Origin of the sequence: Streptomyces sp. NBC_00669 (assembly GCF_036226785.1) — a bacterium.
Lineage (GTDB): Bacteria > Actinomycetota > Actinomycetes > Streptomycetales > Streptomycetaceae > Actinacidiphila.
The window spans coordinates 3,579,459-3,603,740 of sequence record NZ_CP109018.1 but is presented as its reverse complement, the minus strand read 5'-3'; the positions used below and the strand labels follow the sequence as shown (position 1 = coordinate 3,603,740).

Genomic DNA, 24,282 nt, shown 5'->3' with positions numbered 1-24,282 from the left:
GATGAGCAGCCTCTTTGACGACAACTTCCTGGCCGGTATGGACGCGGCCCACGGGCCTTCCGACGGCGAGCAGCCCCCGCCGCCGGAGGACGGCCCCGGTGGCGAGGACGTCCCGCACGACCTGTTCCAGGGGCGGTACGACAGTCCGCCCGCGCACGACGCGCACTACCGCAACGGCGCGGCGCGTCCCGTGCTCGACCCCGCGCAGCTCCTCGTGGGGCTCAACGAGCAGCAGCGCGCCGCCGTCGAGCACCACGGCGGGCCGCTGCTCATCGTCGCCGGCGCCGGCTCCGGCAAGACCCGCGTGCTCACCCACCGCATCGCCCACCTGCTCGGCGCCCGCGGCGTCCACCCGGGCGCGATCCTCGCCATCACCTTCACCAACAAGGCCGCGGGCGAGATGAAGGAGCGCGTCGAGGAACTGGTCGGGCCGCGCGCCAACGCCATGTGGGTGTCCACCTTCCACAGCGCCTGCGTGCGCATCCTGCGCCGCGAGTCCAAGACGCTCGGCTTCACCTCGTCGTTCTCGATCTACGACGCCACCGACGCGCGCCGGCTGATGGCCCTGGTCTGCCGCGACCTGGACCTCGACCCCAAGCAGTTCCCGCCGAAGTCGTTCAGCGCCCAGGTCTCCAACCTCAAGAACGAGCTGGTCGACCACGAGACGTTCGCCGCCAAGGCGGAGAACCCCTTCGAGCGGAAGCTCGCCGAGGCGTACGCGATGTACCAGGCCCGGCTGCGCGACGCCAACGCGCTGGACTTCGACGACATCATCATGACCACGGTCAACCTGCTCCAGGCGTTCCCCGACGTCGCCGAGCACTACCGGCGGCGCTTCCGGCACGTCCTGGTCGATGAGTACCAGGACACCAACCACGCCCAGTACACCCTGGTCCGCGAGCTCGTCGGCACCGGCGACGAGGCCGCCGAACTCTGCGTCGTCGGCGACGCCGACCAGTCGATCTACGCCTTCCGCGGCGCGACGATCCGCAACATCCTCCAGTTCGAGGAGGACTACCCGCAGGCCCGCACCATCCTGCTGGAGCAGAACTACCGCTCCACCCAGAACATCCTCAACGCCGCCAACGCCGTCATCGAGCGCAACGCCGGCCGCCGCGCCAAGAACCTGTGGACGGAGTCCGGCGAGGGCCCCGTCATCACCGGCTACGTCGCCGACCAGGAGCACGACGAGGCGCAGTACGTCGCCGAGGAGATCGACCGGCTCACCGACGCCGGCGACGCCCGCCCCGGCGACGTCGCGGTCTTCTACCGCACCAACGCCCAGTCCCGTGTCTTCGAAGAGATCTTCATCCGGGTCGGCCTGCCCTACAAGGTCGTCGGCGGCGTCCGCTTCTACGAGCGCCGCGAGGTCCGTGACGTCCTCGCCTACCTGCGCGTCCTCGCCAACCCCGAGGACGCCGTGCCGCTGCGCCGCATCCTCAACGTACCCAAGCGCGGCATCGGCGAGCGCGCCGAGGCGATGATCGACGCGCTCGGCCGGCGCGAGCGGATCTCCTTCCCGCAGGCCCTGCGGCGGGTCGACGAGGCGTACGGCATGGCGGCGCGCTCGGCCAACGCGGTCAAGCGCTTCAACACCCTCATGGACGAGCTGCGCACCGTTGTGGAGTCCGGCGCGGGCCCGGCCGTCGTCCTGGAGGCGGTGCTGGAACGCACCGGCTACCTGGCCGAGTTGCAGGCGTCCACCGACCCGCAGGACGAGACCCGGGTCGAGAACCTCCAGGAACTCGCCGCCGTCGCGCTGGAGTTCGAGCAGGAGCGGGAGGGCGAGGAGACCGGATCGCTCGCCGAGTTCCTGGAACGCGTCGCCCTGGTCGCCGACTCCGACCAGATCCCCGACTCGCCCGAGGGCGAGGAGGACACCGGCGGCGTGATCACCCTGATGACGCTGCACACCGCGAAGGGCCTGGAGTTCCCGGTGGTGTTCCTCACCGGCATGGAGGACGGCGTCTTCCCGCACATGCGCGCCCTCGGCCAGGCCAAGGAGTTGGAGGAGGAGCGCCGGCTGGCCTATGTCGGCATCACCCGCGCCCGCCAACGGCTCTACGTCACCCGGTCGATGATGCGCAGCGCCTGGGGCCAGCCCTCCTACAACCCGCCCTCCCGCTTCCTGGAGGAGATCCCCGAGGCGCTCATAGAGTGGAAGCGGACCGGGCAGTCCTCCGGCGGTGGCGCCGGGTCCAAGGCGGCCGCGTCCGTCGCGTCCTCCATCGGCGCCCGCGGGCGCTCCGGCACCGGCGGGTTCGCCACGAAGCGCTCCGTCGGGGACCGGCCGGTGATCTCGCTGAGCGTGGGAGATCGCGTCACCCACGACCAGTTCGGGCTCGGCACCGTGGTCGCGGTCACCGGGCGCCCCGGTGACGAGAAGGCGACGATCGACTTCGGGGACGAGCGGCCCAAGCAGTTGCTGCTGCGCTACGCGCCGGTGGAAAAGCTCTAGCGAAGGTAAGGGGGCTCCCTCCGTGCCTGGCGCGGGAGGAGCCGCACTTGCTCAGGCGCGCGCGGGGGCACTTCCCCTGGCTCCGCCGGGGGCACCCCCATCCAGGCCAAGCTCTGGGGGGAGAACGGCGCGGCAAGCCACCCGCTCAGCGCAAGGTCCCTCGACCCGTGGAACCGGGACTACCTCGGGTCCAGCCCGTGGGAGAGAAGCCAGGGGAGGGGGTCGATGGGGGTGCCGCCGTGCGGGCGGACCTCAAGGTGGAGGTGCGGCCCGGTGGTGTTGCCGGTGTTGCCCGAGTAGGCGATGACCGTCCCGGCCTTGACCGTGCCGGAGCGGATCTTCGTGCTGCTCAGGTGGCAGTACCAGGTCTCCGTGCCGTCGGGCGCGGTGACGATCGCCATGTTGCCGTACGAACTGTTCCACTGGGTGCGCACGGTGCCGTCGGTCACGGCCATCACCGGGGTGCCGACCTGCACCGGGAAGTCGATCCCGGTGTGCAGCGCCATCCAGTGCTCGCCGGACTGCCCGAAGTACGCGCTCAGCCCCTTCTGCTTCACCGGCAGCACGAACTTCGGCCGCAGCGCCTCCTTGCGGGCCGCCGCCGCCTCCGCGGCCTTCTTCGCCGCGGCCTGCCGGTCCTTGAGGTCGACCCGCTCCTGGGAGCGGCTGGCGCGGCTGGCGAAGTCGTCGGCGTCCCGGCTCACTCCGGACAGCTGCCGGTCGAGCTGGGTGGTCGGAGCCTTGCCCGCGGCCTCGTCGGTCGTCGTCCTCGAGGTGTCCCGGGCGACTCCGACCCCGCCGAACGCCGCCGCACCGACCGCCGCCACGCCCATCACGGCCACCGACGGCACCCCGACGGTCAGCAGCGCCGAGCGCTTGGCCGGCTTTCGGCGGCGGCTGCGCGCGGTGGGCACCTCGTCGTCGGTGAAGTCGTGCCGTACGGGTTCGTCGTCGTCGGGCGTGCCGAGCGCGAACTCCTCGCCGAGCAGCGCGGTGTCGTCGGGCGCCGTCTCGGGCGCGACGGGCGACACGGTCGCCATCGTGGCCGTGGCAGAGCCCGGTTCCGCGGCCGGCTGGTAGCCGGACCCGTACGCGGTGGCGGAGTAGCCGGCGGGCGCTTCGTACGCCTCGGAGGTCGCGAACGGCGCGGACACCTGCTCGTAGACGCCGGTGTCGCCGCTGCTGTCGTACCCGTAGCCGTACCCGTAGGCCGGGTAGGCGCCGGACTCCCACTCCTGCTGCTGCGGGTAGGCCGGCTGCTGGGTGGTCTGCCAGGCGGTCGTGTCGTACGTGCCGGTGTCGTAGTACGTCGTACCGGTGCCGGTCGTGGTGCTGGTCGCGGCGTACGGGTCGTACGTGGAGAAGCCGCCGGTGTCGTAACTGCCCGTGTCGTAACCGCCGACGGCGTACGTGCCGGTGTCGTACCCGTTCGGGTCGTAGCCGGGCTGCGGCTGCTGGGCCGCGCCCTGGTCGTAGCCGTAGGCGTACTGCTGGTCGTACGGGGCGGCGGCCTGCTGCGGGATCTGGGCGTAGCTGTAGCTGCCGGTCGTGTCGTCCGCGTAGGTGGTGCCGACGGTCGGGTAGGAACCCGAGGAGTAGGCGTCGTACGCGTGGGCGTCGTGGTCGGAGGCGTACTCCGACGGGTGACGTTGGTTCACCGCCAGCTTCTCTTTCGCCTAGGCAGCAGGAGAATTAGCGGCGACTGTAGCCCTCCGTACCGGCTGCGGACAATCTTCTGGCCGGACCTGGCGCCCGCCTTGCCCGGTGTTCGGTTGATATTCGACCGTTATGTGTCCGTTATGCGGCGTCGATCGCGTCGGGCAGCGGCCCCGGACCGGACAGTGCCTGCCTGATTTCGGCGGCCACCGAGCCGTGCACGGGGAGGGCGAGGTGGCCGATCCCGCGCACCTTGATGTTCGCGGTGGAAAGGTCCGGGTGTTCGAGGCGCGCCGACTCGGCGGGGATCATGAACTCGTCGAGGTCGCTCCAGAAGGCCACGAACCGGGTCCGGCAGCCCGGGGCGGGGCCCGCCAGCTCCGCCAGCACCGGCGAACCCGGCCGCATCTGGCGGGCCAGCGGGTGCGGTGCGAGCGCGGGCACCGCGCGCGTGCCGGAGTGCGGGGTGCCCATGGTGACCAGGTTGCGCACCCGGGCGTCACCGCCCAGGCACTGGACGTAGTAGCGGGCGACCAGGCCGCCCAGGCTGTGCCCGACGATGTCCACCTGCGCGTGCCCGGACTCGGCGCAGACCCGCTCGATGTGCGGGCCGAGCATCGCGGCGGCGGTGCGGATGTCGCCGGTCAGCGGGGAGTAGTTCAGCGCCTGGACGCGGGTCCAGCCGTGCCGCAGCAGCGAGCGGCGCAGCAGGGTGAAGGCCGAGCGGTTGTCGACGAAGCCGTGCAGGAGCAGGACCGGGGGCTGGTCGCGGCCTTCGGAGGGGCCCTCGGAGGGGCCCCGCCCGCGGCGCTCGGTGCGGCTCTCGGCGGGGAGCGGTGTGGCGCCGCGGGGGCGCCGTGCGCGGGTGGCCCCGGAGCTGTCGGAGCTGTCGGAGCTGTCGGAGCCGTCAGGGCCGTCCTGGTCGTCCGGCGGGCGCGGTGGCGTGGGGATGCGCTCGGGCAGTATTCCGGTCGGATACAGCAGCAGGTGCCCGGCGAAGAGGGCGAGGTCGATGGCGGCGACCTTGGCCAGCTCGGCGCTGTGCCCGCTCCACAGTGAACTGGTCCACAGCGCGTGACCGGGGATGCGGTTCCAGTGGCTGTCGCCGGGGGGCTCCTCCGGTGTCGGCCCCGGCTCCGGCTCGCTTTCCGAGGACTGGGCTGCCATGGCCCACCTCCCGTCGCGGCGCCGCGGGGTCGTCGTCGACCCCGGGTGCCCTCAGCGGGAGCCGGAGCGGATGCCGCACCGCCGCGCCCTGCGGCTTGATACGCGGTGATGCGGCGTCCTGGCTGCGGCTCTCGAAGGAACGAGCCGGGCGTCCCCGCGGCTCCCGGCGTGTCCCGCGCCGGCCGCCGTGGGCAGCCCCGACCCTTTGGTGAATGTGTCCCACTGTGTGATTTCCCCCTCCCCGCCCCACGTAAAACTGTCGGGTGCGGCGCGTGGGCGCTAACGTTCGTTTACGCGGTACAGCTCGCTCACTCTGCGCCACCGCACCCGGTGTGCCGCATCCCATGATCATGGAGGCAGTTATGGGAGTGTCCGGACCGATCCGCGTGGTGGTCGCCAAGCCGGGGCTCGACGGCCACGACCGCGGAGCCAAGGTGATCGCGCGTGCGCTCCGCGACGCCGGCATGGAGGTCATCTACACCGGGCTGCACCAGACGCCCGAGCAGGTGGTGGACACCGCGATCCAGGAGGACGCCGACGCGATCGGGCTCTCCATCCTCTCCGGCGCCCACATGACGCTCTTCGCCAAGGTGGTCGAGCTGCTCCGCGAGCGCGACGCCGCCGACATCAAGGTCTTCGGCGGCGGCATCATCCCCGAGGCCGACATCCCCCCGCTCACGGAGCTGGGCGTCGCCGCGATCTTCACCCCCGGCACGTCCACGGGCGAGGTCGTGGCGTGGGTCAAGGCGAATATCGGGCAGGCCGCCTGACGGGACCCTCCGGGGCGCCTCGCTCTGGCACCCCTGGGCACGTCAGGCCGCCCCCAACTCCTCGGCCATCAGCGCGCGCAGGCGCAACGTGGTGGTCAGCCGCTGGAACGCCTCCGACCAGTAGGCGGTTGCGCCGGGGGAGCCGTTGGGGGCCTCCTCGGCGGCGGCGCTGAGGAGGGCGACCTGCTCGGCCGCGGCGGGGTCGAGGCAGCGTTCGGCGAGGCCCATCACCCCGCTGAAGCTCCACGGGTAACTCCCGCCGTCCCGGGCGATGTCGAGCGCGTCGACCACCGCGCCGCCGAGCGGCCCGCTCCACGGCACCGCGCACACCCCGAGCATCTGGAACGCCTCGGACAGACCGTGGGCGGCGACGAACTCCGCGACCCAGCCGGCCCGTTCGTCCACCGGGAGGATCGCCAGCAGCTTCGCGGGGTCGCCGATCGCCGCCACCGGACCGCCCCGCGCGGACGGGGCGCCGAGCAGGGCGCGGGCCCAGGCGGCGTCGCGTTGGCGTACGGCCGCTCGGCACCAGGCCGCGTGCAGGTCGGGCTGCCAGTCGTCCAGCACCGGGAGGGCGACGATCTGCTCCGGGGTGCGCCCGCCGAACCGCGCCGGCCAGGTCGACAGCGGGGCGGCGTCCACCAACTGGCCCAGCCACCAGGAGCGTTCGCCCCTTCCGTTGGGCGGCTTCGCGGCCACCCCGTCCCGCTCCATGGCCGCGTCGCACTCGTACGGCGCCTCGACGGTGATGCCGTCGGGGCCGAGCGACACGCAGCTACGGGCGCGGGCCGCCATCCGCCCGGCCAGCGCGGAAGCGGGCAGCGCGGAGAGCAACTCGGCTGCCGTGGCACGTACGTTGCGGCTGCGGTCCGCCAACGAGGACTCCAGGAACGGTTCGTCCGACGGAGACAGGCCGGTACGCAGCGCGTCCATGAACATCAGCCGGTCCTCGGCGCGTTCGCTGCGCCAGGTGGAGACGAGCAGGGCCAGCGCGCCCGCCGCGTCGGTCTGGCGCAGCCGGGTCAGCAGGGCGACCCGCTCGGCGAACAGGCCCTCATCCCAGAGCCGTTGTTGTGCCGCCTCGTCGCCGGCCGCTGACGCCGCACCCACCGCGCCGCCGCCCGCCCGCAGCGCGAACTTCCACTCCGGGTTCAGCTCCGCCAGCCACAGCGCCCGCGGGCCCGCGAACGCCAGGGCGTCCGCGCGCAGGTCCGTGCGGGCCCGGGCGATGTCCAGGAGTGCGGGCAGCAGCGCGGGGGGTGCGGCGAAGCCGCGGACGCGGGCCGTCGCCAGCCACTGCGGCAGCAGTTCCAGCAGGTTGGGCGCTGTGCCCTGCCGGCTGCGGCCGGTCTCGGTCAGCATCATCTCCAGCCGGCGCCGGGCCGCGTCGGGCAGCTCCGGGCGCGGGTCCGGCGCCACCGTCTTCGGCCGCTGCCCGGCGACCCCCGGCCGCAGCCCGGCCCGGCGCCGCACCACGCCCACCGCGGCGGCGTCCAGCAACCCGACCGCCGCTTCCTCCGCGTCCCCCACGACCCCCGTGGGCCGGCGCCGCTCCGTGCCCAGCAGCGCGCTGCCCACCAGGTCCTCCCACGTCCCACCCATCGGGTTCCCCTTCCTGTCCACTGCTTGCGTCTCAACAGGGCCGGTGCTGCGGTCTCTTCGGTCTCCCGGGTCTGCCGGGTCTCCTCCTCGGTCGCGCGGCGGGCGCGCGGCGGCGGTCAGGGCAGGACGGGGGTGGGCGTGGGCGTGGACGGGGACCACGCGGTGAGCGGCTTCGCCCCGGTGGGGGTGAGTTCGGCGAAGAGGGTGAGCGGGTGTCCGCCGGACAGGGCGGCCAGGCGCCAGGGCGCGGGGCCGTTGAGCGGGATGGCGTCGGTGCCCGCCGCGTCGGCGAGTTGCCAGCGGTCGGGCCCGGGTATGGGGACGACGTCGCTGAGCAGGACCGGCCAGGCGTCCAGCCAGGGGTCGTCGGCGAGGGCGGCGCCGTACGCGTCGAGCGCCGGGCCGATCGGGGTGCCGGGCGGGACGGCCGCCGGGGGAGTGGTGGTGGTCCCGTGCGGGCCGAGCGCGGCACGGAGCGGGACCGCCGACGGGTGGTAGGCGAGGTCGGCCTCGATCATGACGCCGACCGGCAGGGCGAGTTGGGGCGCGCGGCCGGCGGCTCCGAAGGACAGTACGAGGGCGAACCGCCCGGCCGCGCTGTCGCGCAGCCAGATCCGGCGGGTCGTCAGATCCTCGGTGGTGTCGTACTGGGCGAGGACCAGCCAGTGCCCCCGCACGGTCGGCCCCGCGAGCAACTCGGCGCTGTCCACGGTGAATCCGACCCGCGCCCGCACGGTGTCCACCAGCGGACCCGGCAGGCCCTCGCGGCCGAGGAACCCGCGGGCGAGCAGGTGCAGCAGCGCGGTCTCCTCCAGCATGCGGGACGGCCAGTCACCGCCCGACGCCGGTATCGCGCCCAACTCCCGCACCCGCGTGGCCAGTCCAGGCGCCTGGGCGTCCACCATCCGGGCCGCCGTCTCGTCGAACGAGCGGTGCCCGGCGCGGTCGGCCCCGGCCAGCCCGCCGCGCAGCAGATCGGCGAGCCGCTGCTCCAACTCGGCGGCGCCGCCCTCGACCCGGACCGCCCGCCGGTCGGCCCGCCGCCTGGCCGCCTCCGGGTCCGCGGGCCCGGACGCACGCGGCGCACCGGCGCCGGCGGCATCGGCCTCCTCCTTCTTACGCCGCGCGGCCACCCACTGCTCCACCCACTCCGGCTCCGAGCCCGCCGCGCCGGCCGTCGCCATCGGCCCGTCCGCGCCGCCGGCCCACAGCAACAGCAGCGCCAGCGCGTGCTTGCATGGGAACTTCCGGCTCGGGCAACTGCACCGGTACGCGGGCCCGCGGGTGTCCACCGCCGTCTGGTACGGCTTGCTGCCGCTGCCCTTGCACAGCCCCCACACCGCCGTGCCCGCCGTCCCCGTGCCGGACCACGGCGCGGGCGTGGCGAGCTTCGCGCCGGCCTTCCGTGATGCGGCGTCAGGCGCGAGCGCGAGCACCTGATCCACCGTCCACCGCGTTTCCGTCTCCATGCCACAGACCGTAGAACCCGCCACTGACAATCGTCATGACCTGCGGAAATAGCGCTGGGTGACCGATTGTCAGTGGTCGGGTGCATCGTGGAGACCACACCGAACGAGCACGGGGCCGAAGGGTCCCGCGCAAGCGAGTGGGGGAGAACCGTGTCGCTCATGTCCGAAACCAGCAGCACCACCGCCGGTCCCGAGCCGGTCGCGCCCGGCGGCGGCTCCGGCACCGCTCAGGCCGGTCCTGACGGCAGTGCCGCGCCCGGCTTCGAGCAGGCCCTGCGGCCGCACGCGGAGGACACCTTCGCGGGAGAACTCGCCGCGCTCGCCGCCGCCGACGACCGCACCCGCCCGGCCCGCTGGAAACTGTCCCCGTGGGCGGTCGCCACCTACCTGCTCGGCGGCACCCTCCCGGACGGCACCGCGATCACCCCGAAGTACGTCGGCCCGCGCCGCATCGTGGAGGTCGCCGTCACCACCCTCGCCACCGACCGCGCGCTGCTGCTGCTCGGCGTGCCCGGCACCGCGAAGACCTGGGTCTCCGAACACCTCGCCGCCGCGATCAGCGGCGACTCCACCCTCCTGGTCCAGGGCACCGCGGGCACCCCGGAAGAGGCGATCCGCTACGGGTGGAACTACGCACAACTGCTCACCCACGGCCCCACGCCCGACGCCCTCGTGCACAGCCCGGTGATGCGCGCGATGGCCGAGGGCCGGATCGCCCGGATCGAGGAGCTGACCCGCATCCCGGCCGACGTGCAGGACACCCTCATCACCATCCTCTCCGAGAAGACCCTGCCGATACCGGAGTTGGGCACCGAGACCCAGGCCGTGCGCGGCTTCAACATGATCGCGACCGCCAACGACCGCGACCGCGGGGTCAATGAACTGTCGAGCGCCCTGCGCCGCAGGTTCAACACCGTGGTGCTGCCGCTGCCCGCCACCGCGGAGGAGGAGGTGGACATCGTCTCCCGCCGGGTGGACCAGCTCGGCCGCGGCCTCGACCTGCCCGCCGCCCCGCGCGGCGCCGACGAGATCCGCCGCGTGGTCACCGTCTTCCGCGAACTGCGCGGCGGCGTCACCGAGGACGGCCGCACCAAGGTCAAGTCGCCCTCCGGGACGCTCTCCACGGCCGAGGCGATCTCCGTCGTCACCGGTGGGCTCGCGCTCGCCGCGCACTTCGGCGACGGGGTGCTGCGCGCGAGCGACATCGCCGCCGGAATCCTCGGCGCGGTCGTCCGCGACCCGGCCGCGGACCGGCTGGTCTGGCAGGAATACCTCGAAACGGTGGTCCGCGGGCGCGACGGCTGGAAGGACTTCTACCGGGCCTGCCGCGAGGTGTCCGCATGACCGCCCCCGGCGGTGAGGCGGTCGCGGTGCGGTCGGCCGCCGTCATGGCCGCAGCCACGGCCTCTGTCGAGTCCGCCGCGCCGGATGCCGCACCCGCACCCGACGTCGTGGCCGGCGCGGTCACCGGTCCGTCCCCGTCGCGACTGCCCGCGGCCCGGCGCGTCCGGGCCGCCCGCGGCGCGGACGACGTGCTGCTGCTGGGGGTGCGGCACCACGGACCCGGTTCGGCGCGGGCGGTGCGTGCCGCGCTGGACGCGTACCGCCCGGCGGCCGTGCTGATCGAGGGACCGCCGGAGGCCGACGCGTTGACCGCGCTGGCCGCGGACCCGGCGATGCGGCCCCCGGTCGCGCTGCTCGCCCATGTGGCCGACGATCCGGCGCGCGCCGCGTTCTGGCCGTTCGCCGAGTTCTCCCCCGAATGGGTGGCGATGCGGTGGGCGGCCGAGGCGGGCGCCGCCGTACGGTTCATCGACCTCCCGGCCGCGCACACCCTGGCCCTGCGCGCGGCCGACCCGGCCGAGGACACCCCCGCCGATCCCGCACCCGAAGCCGATCCCGCACCCGAAGCCGATCCCGCACCCGATTCCGGTTCCGAAGCCGCGCCCGATTCCGGCTCTGATTCCGGCTCCGACGCCGCGGCCGTACGGATCGACCCGCTGGCCGTGCTCGCCGAGACCGCGGGGTACGACGACCCGGAGCGCTGGTGGGAGGACGCGGTCGAGCACCGGGGCGGCGGCGCGGACGACACCGACCCGCTCGCGCCGTTCGCCGCCGTGGCCGAGGCGATGGCCGCGATCCGGGCGACCTACGGCGACGGCGGCGACCCGCGCGACCCGCTGCGCGAGGCGCACATGCGGCTGCGGCTTCGGGAGGCCCGCCGGGCGTACCCGCGCACCGCCGTGGTGTGCGGCGCCTGGCACGTCCCGGCGCTCGCCGCGCCCGTCCCGGCCACCGCCGACCGGCAGCTGCTCAAGGGCCTGCCGAAGGCCAAGGTCGAGACGACCTGGGTGCCCTGGACCCACCGCAGGCTCGCCCGGGCGGGTGGATACGGCGCGGGGATCGACTCGCCGGGCTGGTACCAGCACCTGTTCACCGCGCCGGACCGCCCGGTCACCCGGTGGATGACGAAGGTCGCCGGGCTGCTGCGTGCGGAGGACCTGCCGGTCTCCTCGGCCCATGTCATCGAGTCGGTGCGGCTGGCCGACACGCTCGCGGCGATGCGCGGCCGCCCGCTGGCCGGACTCGGCGAGACGGTCGACGCGGTGCGGGCGGTGATGTGCGACGGCTCGGAGGTGCCGCTCGCGCTGATCCGGGACCGCCTCGTGGTCGGCGACGTGCTCGGCGAGGTCCCGCCGGACGCCCCCGCGGTGCCGCTCGCCCGCGATCTCGCCCGCGAGCAGCGCCGGTTGCGGCTGAAGCCGGAGGCCCTGGAGCGCGAACTCGACCTCGACCTGCGCAAGGAGACCGACGCCGACCGCAGCCGGCTCCTGCACCGGCTGCGGCTGCTGGGCATCGACTGGGGCGAGCCGGGCACCGGGCGAGGCGGCAAGGGCACCTTCCGGGAGACCTGGAAGCTGCGCTGGGAACCGGAGTTGGCGATCCGTGTCGCCGAGGCCGGGATCTGGGGCACCACGGTACGGGCCGCGGCCGGCACCCGCGCCCAGGAGGTGGCGGTCGCCGGGGCGACACTCGCCGACGTCACCTCGACCGCCGAACTGTGCCTGCTGGCCGGGCTGTCCGACGCCTTGCCGACGGTGATGCGAGTGCTCGCCGACCGCGCCGCGCTGGACGCGGACGTCGCCCACCTCGCGGCGGCGCTGCCCGCACTGGTCCGCGCGGTCCGGTACGGAGACGTCCGCGGCACCGACTCCGCGGCCCTCGCCCGGGTCGCGGCCGGGCTCGCCGAGCGGGTCCGGATCGGCTTCCCCCCGGCCTGCGTCAACCTCGACCAGGACGGCGCCGCCGCACTGCGCGCCCACATGGACGAGGTCCACCGTGCGATCGCCCTGCTGCCCGAAGCCGAATCCGAGCACGGACCCGAGCGTGTGACAGAGCGCGGACACGAGCCCAAATCCGGGCAGGTAACCGAGCCTGCGGAGAAGGCGGAGCCCGGGCCCGCCCCCGAACCCGGACCGGCGCCCCCTTCCACCGGCGGCCTGCGGGACCGGTGGGCCGGGATGCTGCGGGCGCTCGCCGAGCGGGACGGCGCGGTGCCGGGGCTGCTGCGCGGCGCCGCCGCCCGGCTGCTGCTGGACGAGGGCCGGCTGGACGCGGCCGAGGCGGCCCGGCTGATGGGTCTCGCCCTCTCGCCGGGCACCGGCCCCGCGGAGGCGGCCGGCTGGGTCGAGGGCTTCCTCGCCGGCGGCGGGATGCTCCTCCTGCACGACGAACGGCTGCTCGGCCTGGTGGACGGCTGGCTGGCCAGGGTGCCGCAGGACGCGTTCACGGACGTACTCCCGCTGCTTCGGCGGACGTTCGCGGAGTTCGAACCCGGAGTGCGGCGCTCGGTCGGCGAGTTGGTGCGGCGCGGACCGGCCGCCGTACACCGGCCGCGGGCGGCGGCGGACGGCACCGGGGAAGCGGGGCTGCCCGGCTTCGGCCCCGACCTGGACCGGGCCCGCGCGAACACCGCGGCCAGGACCGTACGGCTGCTGCTCGGCCGCGCCGGGACCACCGGCCCGGCCGAACTGGAGGACGACCAGGACCCGGCGGAGCCGGACGACCGAGGGGGAGCGCACGCATGACGCACACACCACACCCGACCGGACCCGGCACCAGCACCGGCATCGACACCGCACCCGGCACCGGCATCGACACCGCTTCCCGCCCTCCGTATGCCGCCGATGCCGACGAGCGGCTGCGGCGCTGGCGGCTCGTCCTCGGTGGCGGCGCGGCCGAGGGGACCGGTTGCGAGCTGAGCGGCCGGGACGCGGCGATGGACCGTACGCTCGGCGCGCTCTACGGCGGCGGCAGGTCCGGCCAGGGGGAGAGCGGGGGAGCGGAGCGGTCGGCCGGCCTGGGTGGTTCGGCGCCCCGGGTGGCCCGCTGGCTGGGTGACATCCGGACCTACTTCCCCAGTTCCGTCGTCTCGGTGATGCAGCGCGACGCGATCGACCGGCTCGGCCTGTCCGCGCTGCTGCTGGAGCCGGAGATGCTGGAGGCGGTCGAGGCGGACGTCCACCTGGTGGGCACCCTGCTGTCGCTGAACCGGGCGATGCCGGAGACCACCAAGGAGACCGCCCGGGCGGTGGTGCGCAAGGTGGTGGCTGACCTGGAGAAGCGGCTCGCGACCAGGACCCGGGCGACGCTGACCGGAGCGCTGGACCGTTCGGCGAAGACCTACCGGCCGCGCCACCGCGACATCGACTGGGACCGCACCATCCGGGCCAACCTCAGGCACTACCTGCCCGAGCACGGCACCGTCGTGCCCGAGCGGCTGGTCGGCTACGGCCGCGCGGACCAGGCGGTGAAGAAGGACGTCGTGCTGTGCATCGACCAGTCCGGCTCGATGGCCGCGTCCGTCGTCTTCGCCTCCGTCTTCGGCGCCGTGCTCGCGTCCATGCGGTCCATCGACACCAAGCTCGTGGTCTTCGACACGGCCGTGGTCGACCTCACCGACGCGCTCGACGACCCGGTGGACGTCCTCTTCGGCACCCAGCTCGGCGGCGGCACCGACATCAACCGCGCGCTGGCGTACTGCCAGTCGCTGATCACCCGGCCGGCCGAGACCGTCGTGGTGCTGATCAGCGACCTCTACGAGGGCGGTATCCGTGACGAGATGCTCCGGCGGGTCGCGGCGATGAAGGCGTCCGGTGTGCAGTTCGTGGCGCTGCTCGCGCTGTCCGACGAGGGCGCACCGGCATACGACCGGGAGCACGCCGCCGCGCTCGCCGCCCTGGGCGCCCCGGCCTTCGCCTGCACTCCCGATCTCTTTCCCGAGGTCATGGCCGCCGCGATCGAGAAACGTCCCCTCCCCATACCGGAAGCCTGACTCCCCGGGCACCCCCTTCCGTGCGGCGGGGCCACTCCTCGGCAGGCTGTGACCGTTCTCACCGCCTCCATGTGAGGCACGATTTAGGACGTCACGGCCCACGGCGATAACCTGCAAGACGGACATGCCGCGTACTCGGTCACCGTGTGCGCTTCCCTTGTGACTGCGCACAGTCGCCTTGCCCGTAGCGGCACGCCCAGCCGATCAGGCGGCGCTGTACTTCCGGCGGCAGCCGCCTGCGAGACGCTGAATTCCGGGCCCCCGCCCGAGGAATCCAGAAGACCATAAGGGAGACGGACGCGCGTGGACCTGTTCGAGTACCAGGCGAGGGACCTCTTCGCCAAGCACGGTGTACCGGTGCTGGCCGGTGAAGTCATCGACACGCCTGAGGCGGCGCGCGAGGTGGCGGAGCGGCTGGGCGGCCGGGCGGTCGTCAAGGCACAAGTCAAGGTGGGCGGCCGCGGCAAGGCCGGCGGTGTGAAGCTCGCCGCGGACCCGGCCGACGCGGTGGCGAAGGCCGACGCGATCCTCGGCATGGACATCAAGGGCCACACGGTCCACAAGGTCATGCTCGCCCAGACCGCGGACATCAAGGAGGAGTACTACGTCTCCTTCCTGCTGGACCGCACCAACCGGACCTTCCTCGCGATGGCCTCCGTCGAGGGCGGCGTCGAGATCGAGGTCGTCGCCGAGGAGAACCCCGACGCGCTCGCGAAGGTCCCGGTCGACGCGCTGGAGGGCGTGACCCCGGAGAAGGCCGCCGAGATCGTGGCTGCCGCGAAGTTCCCGGCCGAGATCGCCGACCAGGTCGCGGACGTGCTCCAGCAGCTGTGGACCGTCTTCGTCAAGGAAGACGCCCTGCTGGTCGAGGTCAACCCGCTGGTGAAGACCGGCGAGGGCAAGATCGTCGCGCTCGACGGCAAGGTCTCGCTCGACGAGAACGCCGCCTTCCGGCAGCCCGAGCACGAGGCGCTGGAGGACAAGGCCGCGGCCAACCCGCTGGAGGCCGCCGCCAAGGCCAAGGGCCTGAACTACGTCAAGCTCGAAGGCCAGGTCGGCATCATCGGCAACGGCGCGGGCCTGGTCATGTCCACCCTGGACGTCGTCGCCTACGCCGGTGAGGCGCACGGCGGCGTGAAGCCCGCCAACTTCCTCGACATCGGCGGCGGCGCCTCCGCCGAGGTGATGGCGAACGGCCTGGAGATCATCCTGGGCGACCCGGACGTCAAGTCCGTCTTCGTCAACGTCTTCGGCGGCATCACCGCCTGCGACGAGGTCGCCAACGGCATCGTGCAGGCCCTGGCGCTGCTCGCCTCCAAGGGCGAGGAGGTCACCAAGCCGCTGGTGGTCCGTCTGGACGGCAACAACGCGGAGCTGGGTCGCAAGATCCTCTCGGACGCCAACCACCCGCTGGTGCAGCGCGTCGACACGATGGACGGCGCGGCCGACAAGGCCGCCGAGCTGGCTGCGAAGTAAGGGAAGAGGACTCAAGACACCATGGCTATCTTCCTGACCAAGGACAGCAAGGTCATCGTCCAGGGCATGACCGGCGCCACCGGCATGAAGCACACCACCCTGATGCTGGGCGACGGCACCAACATCGTCGGCGGCGTCAACCCGCGCAAGGCCGGCACCACCGTCACCTTCGAGCAGGGCGACGTCCCGGTCTTCGGCTCCGTCAAGGAGGCCATGGAGGCCACCGGCGCGGACGTCACCGTGATCTTCGTACCGGAGAAGTTCACCAAGAGCGCGGTCGTCGAGGCGATCGAGGCCGAGATCCCGCTCGCGGTCGTGATCACCGAGGGCGTCGCCGTCCACGACACCGCCGCCTTCTGGGCGCTCGCCCAGTCGAAGGGCAACAAGACCCGGATCATCGGCCCGAACTGCCCCGGCCTGATCACCCCCGGCCAGTCGAACGCGGGCATCATCCCCGGCGACATCACCAAGCCGGGCCGGATCGGCCTGGTCTCCAAGTCGGGCACGCTGACCTACCAGATGATGTACGAGCTGCGTGACATCGGCTTCTCGTCCGCGGTCGGCATCGGCGGCGACCCGATCATCGGCACCACGCACATCGACGCGCTCGCCGCGTTCGAGGCCGACCCCGACACCGACCTGATCGTGATGATCGGCGAGATCGGCGGCGACGCCGAGGAGCGGGCCGCGGCCTACATCGAGAAGAACGTGACGAAGCCGGTCGTCGGCTACGTCGCGGGCTTCACCGCGCCCGAGGGCAAGACCATGGGCCACGCCGGCGCCATCGTCTCCGGCTCCTCCGGCACCGCGCAGGCGAAGAAGGAGGCCCTGGAGGCCGCGGGCGTCAAGGTCGGCAAGACGCCGTCCGAGACCGCGCGGCTGGCGCGGGCCATCCTGGCGGGCTGACCGAACCCGCCACCGGGCCCGGACCGGGCCCGGCTCAGTGGTTCACGGCGGCGCGGGTCCGCTTCCCGGAAGGGAGCGGACCCGCGCCGCCGTGCTGTGCGGGGCCGGGCCGGTCGCCACTCCGGGCGGGAGCGTGCGCGCCCGGGCCCGACTGCCGTGCACGGTGCGCCGATTGGTGCGCCGGGGTGAGGATCACCGCGACCGTGGTGGCCGCCGCGATCGCCGCGGTCAGGGCGTACGCCCCGACGGTACGATGCCGCGCCCCGCGCTCGCTCGCGGCCCGCACGCCGTCGGGGAGGTCCGGCGGCTCGGCGACGGAACCGGAGTTCGAGCCCGAGTCCCCGCCGGGGCCGGCGTCCGCGCCAGCGCCGGAGTCCGGGCCGGAGTCCGGGACGGCGCCGCCGTCGAGCAGTGCGCTGAGCCGCGCCGGCAGCACCTCCTCCGCGAGGTCCGGTACGGCTTCGGTCAGCGTCTCGCGGGCCGCGATGATCCGGGCCGCGGCCGCCTCCTCGCTGGCCTCCACCTCCGCTGCCGCCGCCGGCAGATCGAGCCCGAGCCCGTCGTGGAGCAGGAGCGCCTTGCGCTGGGTCGGGCGGAGCGTGAGCAGGGCTGCCGCCAGCGGGTCGTCGGGGGTACGCGGCCGGGTCCGGTGCCCGCCCGCCCACGCGGGCACCCACCGCTGCCAGGGCGCCAGCGCGTGGTCGTACGCGGCCGCGCGCAGCCAGCCCACCGGGTCGCTGTCCCGCGCCACCTCGGGCCACCGCTGCCAGACCAGGTCGTACGCGTACGCCACGGACCTCCGCGCCTGGGACGCGTCACCGGTGAGCAGGTCCACCTGGCGCAACAGGGCGCCGGCGGCATGCCGGTAGAGGGCGTCGAAGGCGTCGTCGGGGGTGGCATCGGCGGGAAGGCCGAGGTCCGGTGCCGGGATCGGGGCGGGGGTGGGCGACGCGGCTTCGGATACGTACGGTGCGGACGCGGGCGCGGATTCGGGCGCGGATTCGGGTGCGGGTGCCGTCACCACCTCGGCGTCGAACGGCACTTGAGGTGCCGTCAGGGTGGCGGCGCCGATGGCGGTCGGAGCGGCGGCCGCCACGAGTGCAGCGGACCGGGGGGCCGTACGGGCTGCCGCGCCCGCGCCCACGGGGGTCCTGGCGGGGCCGCCTGCCGCGCGGGGTGCGCGGGTGTCCGCGCCCGCGTACGTGCGGTTGCCCGCGACCGCCGCCTTCTTCCGGTCGGCTTCCCGGCCGGCCTTCCGCCCGCCGCGGCCCGCCCCCGGGCCCGACCCGGCGGTGGCGGCCTTGTCCGTGCCCTGACCGTCGTCCGCGGCGGGCGCCGTGCCCTGACCATCGCCTGCGGGCGTACCCGTGCCCGCGGGCGCCGCCGGGCGGGTCGAGGGGCGGGGCCGGGCGGACCTGGCCGCGGCCGACCGTTTGCGGGACTTGCGCCGCGAACTCATCGGACCGCCTTCCGCCGGGCCCCCGCCGCACCGGTGGCGTCCATCCGTTGACATGACGGTCCGAAAAAATGACACATAGGGCACATCATGGCCGACACGTCGGCTTTTCGCCTTCTCCCGGGGCGAAACGGGTGTTCCTGTCACCATGGGTGGCCGTGACGCAGACGAGCGAGCCGCTGACCGCTTCCGTATCCGCCCCGCCGCCGCGCTGGGCCGCGCTCCGCGTGTCCGCGCTGGCCGCGGGCGCGGTCGCCGCCGGGCTGGGACTCGGCGGGATCGCCGCCGCCGTGCTGATGCTGTGGATCGGTTCGCCCTTCCCCGACACCAGTCTCGGCGGCGCCCTGCACGTGGGCGCCGACCTGTGGCTGCTCACGCAGGGCGCGGACCTGGTGCGTACCGACACGCTCTCCGGCGACCCCGCGCCCGTCGCCGTGGCGCCGCTGCTGCTCAGCGTGCTGCCCGCGTGGCTGGTCTTCCGCGGCACGTCCTCGGCCGTGGCCGCCGCGGTCGACGGCAAGGACGCCGACGGGCCGGAGAGAGCCACCGGCGAAGACGGCTCCGACGGTCACGCGGGCGCGAGCGGCCCGGCTGCCCACGGCGGCTCGCCCGGCTCGCCCGGCGACGACCCCGACGGACGGCTCACCGGCTCGGCCCGGCTGCGCGCCGCCGCCGCGGTGACCGGGTGGGTGCTCGCCGGCTATCTCACCCTCGCCGCGATCGTCGTCGTCTACGCCACCGGCGGTTCCGTCCACGTCGATCCGCTCACCGCCCTGTACGTGCTGCTCTTCTCCGGCACCGCGGCCGGCTGCGGGGCGTGGGCGGGCTGCGGGCGGCCCGGGCCGGAACGGCTGCCGCTGGACCGCTTCCGCGGCGCCCGCCTCCACCGGGTGCACCGGGCCTACGCCGAGGAGGTCGGCGCGGCGGTGCGGGCCGCGGCCATGGCCGGCGCGCTGCTGGTGGCCGGCGGCGCCCTGATCGGCGCGGCCGCGCTGGTCTGGCACATGGGAGCGGTCGGCCAGACGTACCAGCAGCTCAGCGCGCCGCTGGTGGGGCGGGTCTCGGTGCTGCTGCTGGCCGTCGGCCTGGTGCCCAACCTCGCGGTGTGGGCGGCGTCGTACGCGCTCGGGGTCGGCTTCGCGGTCGGCACGGGCACCTCGGTGGCCCCGACCGGCGCCTCCGGCCACCTGCTGCTGCCCGGTTTCCCGCTGCTGGCCGCGCTGCCGGACCGCGGTACGTCCTGGGTCGGCTGGACCACGCTCGCGGTCCCGGCGCTGGTCGCGCTCGCGGTGGCGTGGTTCGTCGGGAACGACGCCTGGCCGGTGTGGAGCACGGTCCGTGTCACGGCCGGGGCCTCGCTCGTGCTGGGCGCCGGGTTCGCGGTGCTCGCCGCGTGGTCGGGGGGTGCGCTCGGCCTGCGCAGGCTCGCGGACTTCGGGCCGGCCTGGTGGCTGGCGGGGGCCGCGGCGGCCGGGTGGACGCTGGTGATCGCGGTGCCGGCCGCGCTGGTGCTGCGCTACCACGTGGCCCATCCGCCGCACCCGTGGCGGTCGTTGGTCGGTGAGCTACGGGTGCCCCGGCCGCGGATGCCCGACGTGTCGTGGGCGCGGCTGCGCAGGTCGGCGGGGAGCGGTACCGGCGAGCAGGGCCCGAGCGAAGCGGTGTCTCCGGCGCCCCCGGGCCCGCCGGCGCAGGGCGCCCCCGCGTTCGTGCCGAAGCCGGCCCCGTCCGCGCCGACCGCCTTCCCGCCGCCGCTGCCCGGCCTCGCCCCGACGCGGTCCGACCCGCTGCCGTGGCCCAACCCGGCCCCGTTGCCGCTCTTTCCGCCACCGCTGCCCGACCTGCCGCCCTCAGCGCCCCCCGCGCCTCCGGCCCCGCCCGCGGCCCCGCCGACCCCGGTCCCACCCCGTCCGGCCGACCCGCCCGCGGAACCGTCCACCCGTTCCGGAGCCGAACCGCCCGTGCAGGAGCCCGTGAAGTCGCCCGCTAATCCGCCCGAGCAGGAGCCCGTGAAGTCGCCCGCGGAACCACCCGTGCAGGAGTCCGTGAAGTCGGCCGCGGAACCCCCCGGGCAGCAGCCGGCCGCTGACCCACCCGCAGAGCCGGCCACCGATCCGTCCGCGGATTCACCCGCCGAGCCCTCGGTCCCACCGGCGCCGCCGGCCGAACCCCCGCCCGCCGGGCAGCCCGAACCCGACGGGCTCTAGGCCCGACCCCTGAGCGATGGCCGGACGGCGCCGGCCCTGGCGGTCAGTCCCGCAGGGCGGGCAGGCCGCGCAGCGGGGAGGGCAGGAGTTTCTGGCAGGCGTGCGAGGCCGGAGCGGTCAGCGCGTCCGACTTGCAGTCGTAGTAGTCGCGGTAGGCGATCTGGAAGCCGTAGGTGGCGCCGACGATCGCGAGGGTGAGCGCACTGGTGATGACGCCGGTCCAGGCCGCCGTGAGGAAGGAGCGCTGGGCGTCCGGGCCGGGCGCGGGCGGCGCCGGGCGGGGGGACTGGGTGGCGTCGGCGAGCGCGGAGGCGGCCTGGGCGCGGGCCTTGGCGCGGTCCTCGGGGGACATCCGCAGCGCGCTGACGCCCCAGTAGAGGGCGAGCGCGCCGAGCAGCAGACCCAGCGGGGTCCAGCCGAGCAGCGAGAAGATCAGCCCCCAGCCGCCGCAGATCAGGGCGTACCGCGAGCGGCGCTGGGCCGGGTCGGTCGGGTCGAAGCGCGGGCCCTGGCCCTGCGGCCCGGTCGGTCCCTGCTGGTCCCCGGGTCGGCGGGCGAACGGGTCCGGCCGGCCGGACTGCGGCTGGCGGCTGCTCCACTGGTGGCCCCACGCCTGCGGGGCGCCGTGCGGGTGCTCCGGCCCGCCCTGCTGCCCGTGGTCGCCCGAGCCGTGGTCACCTGAGCCGTGGTCGCCCGAGCCGCCACCGGAACCGGTGCCGCCCGAACCCCCGGAGCCGGACCCGGAGCCGCCGGACCCACCTGCCCCGCCACCCTGATGCCCGGGGTCGCCGGAGGGCTGCCTGGGCTGCCACGGGCGGTCCGGGGCACCCTCGGGCGGGGGCGCGAACGGGTTGTCCCGCCGATCGCCCTCGGGCGCGCGCAGCGCGAGTTCAATGCGGCCGCTGCTCATGATGTGATGCGCCATCCCCTTGGGCTCGACTCCTGTCGCGTACGTGTTCTCCCCCAGACGCTACCGCCCGCAGGCTCCCCCGTCCCGTGGGGGCCGTCCGGAGTGCCGGTATCGTTGCTGACGGTCGGCGCACTCGTAGGGTTCCCCGAATTCGAGCGGCCCCGGTCTCATAGAAACATCCAAGCAGCCCGAAATACAGCCGCCAGGGTCCCCGTTCGCGGGATTCCCGCACGCCCGAGAGAGGCCCCCTCCGTGGCCGCCCGCACTCCTGCTCGTCTCGTCGTCCTCGTCTCCGGTTCCGGCACCAACCTCCAGGCCCTGCTCGACGCCATCGACGCCCACCCGGCGTACGGCGCGCGGATCGTGGCGGTCGGTGCGGACCGCGAGGGGATCGCGGGCCTTGAGCGGGCCGAGCGCGCCGGGCTGCCCACGTTCACCGTGCGGGTGCGGGACCACGCCGACCGGGCCGGCTGGGACGCCGCGCTCGCCGAGGCCACCGCGGCGTACGACCCGGACCTGGTGGTCTCGGCCGGCTTCATGAAGATCGTCGGCCCGGCGTTCCTGGCCAGGTTCGGCGGCCGGTTCGTCAACACCCACCCGGCGCTGCTGCCCAGCTTCCCCGGTGCCCACGGCGTGCGGGACGCGCTCGCGTACGGCGCCAAGGTCACCGGGTGCACCGTCCACTTCGTCGACGACGGCGTCGACACCGGCCCGGTCATCGCCCAAGGCGTGGTCGAGGTCCGGCCGGACGACACGGAGGAAGCGCTCCACGAGCGCATCAAGGAAGTCGAGCGACGGCTGCTCGTCGACGTGGTGGGACGCCTGTCGCGTGACGGCTACCGCATTGAGGGACGAAAGGTTTTGATTCCGGCATGAGCGCCACCTCCCAGGACACCCCGCAGGACCGCGGGACGCAGCGGCCCATCCGCCGCGCGCTGATCAGCGTCTACGACAAGACCGGTCTGGAGGAGCTGGCCCGCGGCCTGCACGCGGCCGGCGTCGAACTGGTGTCGACCGGCTCGACCGCCGGGCGGATCGCCGCCGCCGGCGTGCCCGTCACCAAGGTCGAGGAGCTGACCGGCTTCCCCGAGTGCCTGGACGGCCGGGTGAAGACCCTGCACCCGCGGGTGCACGCCGGCATCCTCGCCGACCTGCGGCTGGAGGACCACCGCAGGCAGCTCGACGAGCTGGACGTCAAGCCGTTCGAGCTGGTCGTGGTGAACCTCTACCCGTTCCGCGAGACCGTCGCCTCGGGCGCGAGCCCCGACGAGTGCGTCGAGCAGATCGACATCGGCGGCCCCTCCATGGTCCGGGCCGCCGCCAAGAACCACCCCTCCGTCGCGGTCGTCACCAGCCCCGCCCGCTACGCCGACGTGCTCGCCGCGGTGGGCGACGGCGGCTTCGACCTCGCCGCCCGCAAGCGGCTGGCCGCCGGGGCGTTCCAGCACACCGCCGCGTACGACGTGGCCGTGGCCTCCTGGTTCCTGGACGGCTACAGCGCCGACGACGAGTTCCCCGCCTTCACCGGCGCCACGTACACCCGCCTCAACACCCTTCGCTACGGCGAGAACCCGCACCAGGGCGCGGCGATCTACACCGACGGCAGCGGAACCGGCCTGGCGGGCGCGGAGCAGTTGCACGGCAAGGAGATGTCGTACAACAACTACGTCGACACCGAGGCCGCCCGCCGGGCCGCCTACGACCACGACGGCGTCTGCGTGGCGATCATCAAGCACGCCAACCCGTGCGGGATCGCGGTGGGCGCCGACGTCGCCGACGCGCACCGCAAGGCGCACGCCTGCGACCCGCTCTCCGCGTTCGGCGGGGTCATCGCGGTCAACCGTCCGGTGTCCGTGGCCATGGCCGAGCAGGTCGCGGAGATCTTCACCGAGGTGATCGTCGCCCCCGCCTACGAGGACGGCGCCGTCGAGGTGCTGGCCCGCAAGAAGAACATCCGCGTGCTGCGCTGCGCCGACGCGCCCGCCGCCACCACGGAGCACCGCCCGATCGAGGGCGGCGTCCTCGTGCAGGCCAAGGACCGGCTCCAGGCCGACGGCGACGACCCGTCCACCTGGACCCTCGCGACCGGTGAGCCGCTGTCCGCCGCCGAACTGGCCGACCTCGCGTTCGCCTGGCGGGCCTGCCGGGCGGTCAAGTCCAACGCGATCCTTCTGGCGAAGGACGGGGCGACCGTCGGGGTCGGCATGGGGCAGGTCAACCGGGTCGACTCGGCGAAGCTGGCGGTGGAGCGGGCCGGGGTGGAGCGCGCCGCGGGTTCCTACGCCGCCTCCGACGCGTTCTTCCCGTTCCCCGACGGGCTTGAAGTGCTGACCGCCGCCGGCGTCAAGGCGGTGGCCCAGCCGGGTGGGTCCATCCGTGACGAGGCGGTCGTCGAGGCTGCGAAGAAGGCCGGGGTCACCATGTACTTCACGGGTACCCGCCACTTCTTCCACTGACCTCGCGGGGGCGGTGCCCCTGACCCCCCGGGTGCCCCGCTCCCGCCCGTCTCGGGACCACCTCCCGGTGAGTGGCTCGTCGCGCCGTTCCCCGCGCCCCTGGGACGGTGCCCCTTGCGGTCGTGCCTTCACCTTGCGGTGCGTTGTGGCCGGTCGCGCAGTTCCCCGCGCCCCTGGGTATGTGCGGCTCCCGCCGCGAAAGGAGCCGCACCAAGTGAGGCGCGCTGTGCAGCGGAGGCGCGCCACAAACAAGGGGCGCGGGGAACTGCGCGACCAGCCCATGACCGGGGGGAGGTCCGGGGAGCCCCCGCAAGGGGCAGACTGTGCGGACGCTCAGCGCGTCAACGGAACGGGCTCAAGCACACGGGAGGGGGCGCCCCCGAAAGGAGCGAGGTTCGTTCCACGGAAGAGCCG

At 74.2% G+C, this 24,282-nt stretch carries 16 protein-coding genes; 10 read left to right on the top strand and 6 right to left on the bottom strand.

All coding sequences use genetic code 11. The annotated features are described in order from the left end of the window. Position 1 precedes the first annotated feature (1 nt). Positions 2–2,458 (top strand): DNA helicase PcrA, encoded by a 2,457-nt coding sequence (gene pcrA, locus OG896_RS14600; protein ID WP_329365663.1) that lies wholly within the window; start codon positions 2–4, stop codon positions 2,456–2,458. 179 nt (positions 2,459–2,637) lie between these two features. On the opposite strand, the gene OG896_RS14595 is transcribed toward pcrA, so the two are convergent. Both OG896_RS14595 and OG896_RS14590 read right to left on the bottom strand, forming a co-directional pair. Further along, entirely contained in the window at positions 2,638–4,116 is a 1,479-nt protein-coding gene (locus OG896_RS14595; protein ID WP_329365661.1) for a M23 family metallopeptidase, read from the bottom strand. A 139-nt stretch (positions 4,117–4,255) separates the two neighbouring features. After that, entirely contained in the window at positions 4,256–5,281 is a 1,026-nt protein-coding gene (locus OG896_RS14590; RefSeq protein ID WP_329365659.1) for an esterase/lipase family protein, read from the bottom strand. A gap of 362 nt (positions 5,282–5,643) precedes the next feature. Here OG896_RS14590 and OG896_RS14585 point away from each other — a divergent pair, with 362 nt between their 5' ends. Continuing rightward, entirely contained in the window at positions 5,644–6,051 is a 408-nt protein-coding gene (locus OG896_RS14585) for a cobalamin B12-binding domain-containing protein (protein WP_328468237.1), read from the top strand. Between the two features lie 42 nt (positions 6,052–6,093). Here OG896_RS14585 and OG896_RS14580 read toward each other — a convergent pair whose 3' ends face one another. Together OG896_RS14580 and OG896_RS14575 are read right to left on the bottom strand one after the other, a co-directional pair. After that, positions 6,094–7,653: a DUF5691 domain-containing protein gene (locus OG896_RS14580; RefSeq protein WP_329365656.1), complete on the bottom strand. Its 1,560-nt coding sequence runs from the start codon at positions 7,651–7,653 to the stop codon at positions 6,094–6,096. Positions 7,654–7,769: 116 nt separating this feature from the next. After that, positions 7,770–9,122, bottom strand: a complete 1,353-nt coding sequence (locus tag OG896_RS14575; protein WP_329365654.1) for an SWIM zinc finger family protein — start codon at positions 9,120–9,122, stop codon at positions 7,770–7,772. A gap of 159 nt (positions 9,123–9,281) precedes the next feature. Here OG896_RS14575 and OG896_RS14570 point away from each other — a divergent pair, with 159 nt between their 5' ends. The 5 genes from OG896_RS14570 to sucD all read left to right on the top strand — a co-directional run bounded on the left by OG896_RS14570 (position 9,282) and on the right by sucD (position 16,839). Then, complete coding sequence (locus tag OG896_RS14570; protein WP_329365653.1) at positions 9,282–10,466, top strand: ATP-binding protein; 1,185 nt, start codon at positions 9,282–9,284, stop codon at positions 10,464–10,466. After that, positions 10,463–13,210, top strand: a complete 2,748-nt coding sequence (locus tag OG896_RS14565) for a DUF5682 family protein (protein ID WP_329365651.1) — start codon at positions 10,463–10,465, stop codon at positions 13,208–13,210. The genes OG896_RS14570 and OG896_RS14565 overlap by 4 nt, the downstream gene beginning before the upstream one ends. Next, positions 13,207–14,457, top strand: a complete 1,251-nt coding sequence (locus OG896_RS14560; RefSeq protein WP_329365650.1) for a VWA domain-containing protein — start codon at positions 13,207–13,209, stop codon at positions 14,455–14,457. Before OG896_RS14565 ends, OG896_RS14560 begins: the two co-directional genes overlap by 4 nt. A 303-nt stretch (positions 14,458–14,760) precedes the next feature. After that, positions 14,761–15,933, top strand: a complete 1,173-nt coding sequence (gene sucC, locus OG896_RS14555) for an ADP-forming succinate--CoA ligase subunit beta (RefSeq protein WP_329365648.1) — start codon at positions 14,761–14,763, stop codon at positions 15,931–15,933. Between the two features lie 21 nt (positions 15,934–15,954). Then, the gene (gene sucD, locus OG896_RS14550; RefSeq protein WP_329365645.1) at positions 15,955–16,839 is read left to right on the top strand and encodes a succinate--CoA ligase subunit alpha; all 885 of its coding nucleotides are present in this window, start codon (positions 15,955–15,957) and stop codon (positions 16,837–16,839) included. A gap of 34 nt (positions 16,840–16,873) precedes the next feature. Here sucD and OG896_RS14545 read toward each other — a convergent pair whose 3' ends face one another. Continuing rightward, positions 16,874–18,298, bottom strand: a complete 1,425-nt coding sequence (locus tag OG896_RS14545) for a hypothetical protein (protein WP_329365643.1) — start codon at positions 18,296–18,298, stop codon at positions 16,874–16,876. A gap of 155 nt (positions 18,299–18,453) precedes the next feature. Between OG896_RS14545 and OG896_RS14540 the strand changes: the two genes are divergently transcribed. Next, positions 18,454–20,502, top strand: coding sequence for a cell division protein PerM (locus OG896_RS14540; RefSeq protein WP_329365641.1), 2,049 nt, complete (start codon positions 18,454–18,456; stop codon positions 20,500–20,502). A gap of 43 nt (positions 20,503–20,545) precedes the next feature. On the opposite strand, the gene OG896_RS14535 is transcribed toward OG896_RS14540, so the two are convergent. Then, a complete protein-coding gene (locus tag OG896_RS14535) occupies positions 20,546–21,427 on the bottom strand; it encodes a hypothetical protein (RefSeq protein WP_329365639.1) in 882 nt (293 codons plus the stop codon). A 237-nt stretch (positions 21,428–21,664) separates the two neighbouring features. Between OG896_RS14535 and purN the strand changes: the two genes are divergently transcribed. Together purN and purH are read left to right on the top strand one after the other, a co-directional pair. After that, positions 21,665–22,288 (top strand): phosphoribosylglycinamide formyltransferase, encoded by a 624-nt coding sequence (gene purN, locus OG896_RS14530; protein ID WP_328468259.1) that lies wholly within the window; start codon positions 21,665–21,667, stop codon positions 22,286–22,288. Then, complete coding sequence (purH, locus tag OG896_RS14525; protein ID WP_329365638.1) at positions 22,285–23,868, top strand: bifunctional phosphoribosylaminoimidazolecarboxamide formyltransferase/IMP cyclohydrolase; 1,584 nt, start codon at positions 22,285–22,287, stop codon at positions 23,866–23,868. The genes purN and purH overlap by 4 nt, the downstream gene beginning before the upstream one ends. Positions 23,869–24,282: the final 414 nt, after the last annotated feature.

What these genes read in the sequence shown, in the direction of transcription:
- OG896_RS14545 (WP_329365643.1), bottom strand. Translation starts at nt 18,298, where the DNA reads ATGAGTTCGCGGCGCAAGTCCCGCAAACGGTCGGCCGCGGCCAGGTCC.
- OG896_RS14580 (WP_329365656.1), bottom strand. Translation starts at nt 7,653, where the DNA reads ATGGGTGGGACGTGGGAGGACCTGGTGGGCAGCGCGCTGCTGGGCACG.
- OG896_RS14535 (WP_329365639.1), bottom strand. Translation starts at nt 21,427, where the DNA reads ATGGCGCATCACATCATGAGCAGCGGCCGCATTGAACTCGCGCTGCGC.
- sucD (WP_329365645.1), top strand. Translation starts at nt 15,955, where the DNA reads ATGGCTATCTTCCTGACCAAGGACAGCAAGGTCATCGTCCAGGGCATG.
- OG896_RS14585 (WP_328468237.1), top strand. Translation starts at nt 5,644, where the DNA reads ATGGGAGTGTCCGGACCGATCCGCGTGGTGGTCGCCAAGCCGGGGCTC.
- OG896_RS14565 (WP_329365651.1), top strand. Translation starts at nt 10,463, where the DNA reads ATGACCGCCCCCGGCGGTGAGGCGGTCGCGGTGCGGTCGGCCGCCGTC.
- OG896_RS14560 (WP_329365650.1), top strand. Translation starts at nt 13,207, where the DNA reads ATGACGCACACACCACACCCGACCGGACCCGGCACCAGCACCGGCATC.
- purH (WP_329365638.1), top strand. Translation starts at nt 22,285, where the DNA reads ATGAGCGCCACCTCCCAGGACACCCCGCAGGACCGCGGGACGCAGCGG.
- pcrA (WP_329365663.1), top strand. Translation starts at nt 2, where the DNA reads ATGAGCAGCCTCTTTGACGACAACTTCCTGGCCGGTATGGACGCGGCC.
- OG896_RS14590 (WP_329365659.1), bottom strand. Translation starts at nt 5,281, where the DNA reads ATGGCAGCCCAGTCCTCGGAAAGCGAGCCGGAGCCGGGGCCGACACCG.
- OG896_RS14575 (WP_329365654.1), bottom strand. Translation starts at nt 9,122, where the DNA reads ATGGAGACGGAAACGCGGTGGACGGTGGATCAGGTGCTCGCGCTCGCG.
- OG896_RS14570 (WP_329365653.1), top strand. Translation starts at nt 9,282, where the DNA reads ATGTCCGAAACCAGCAGCACCACCGCCGGTCCCGAGCCGGTCGCGCCC.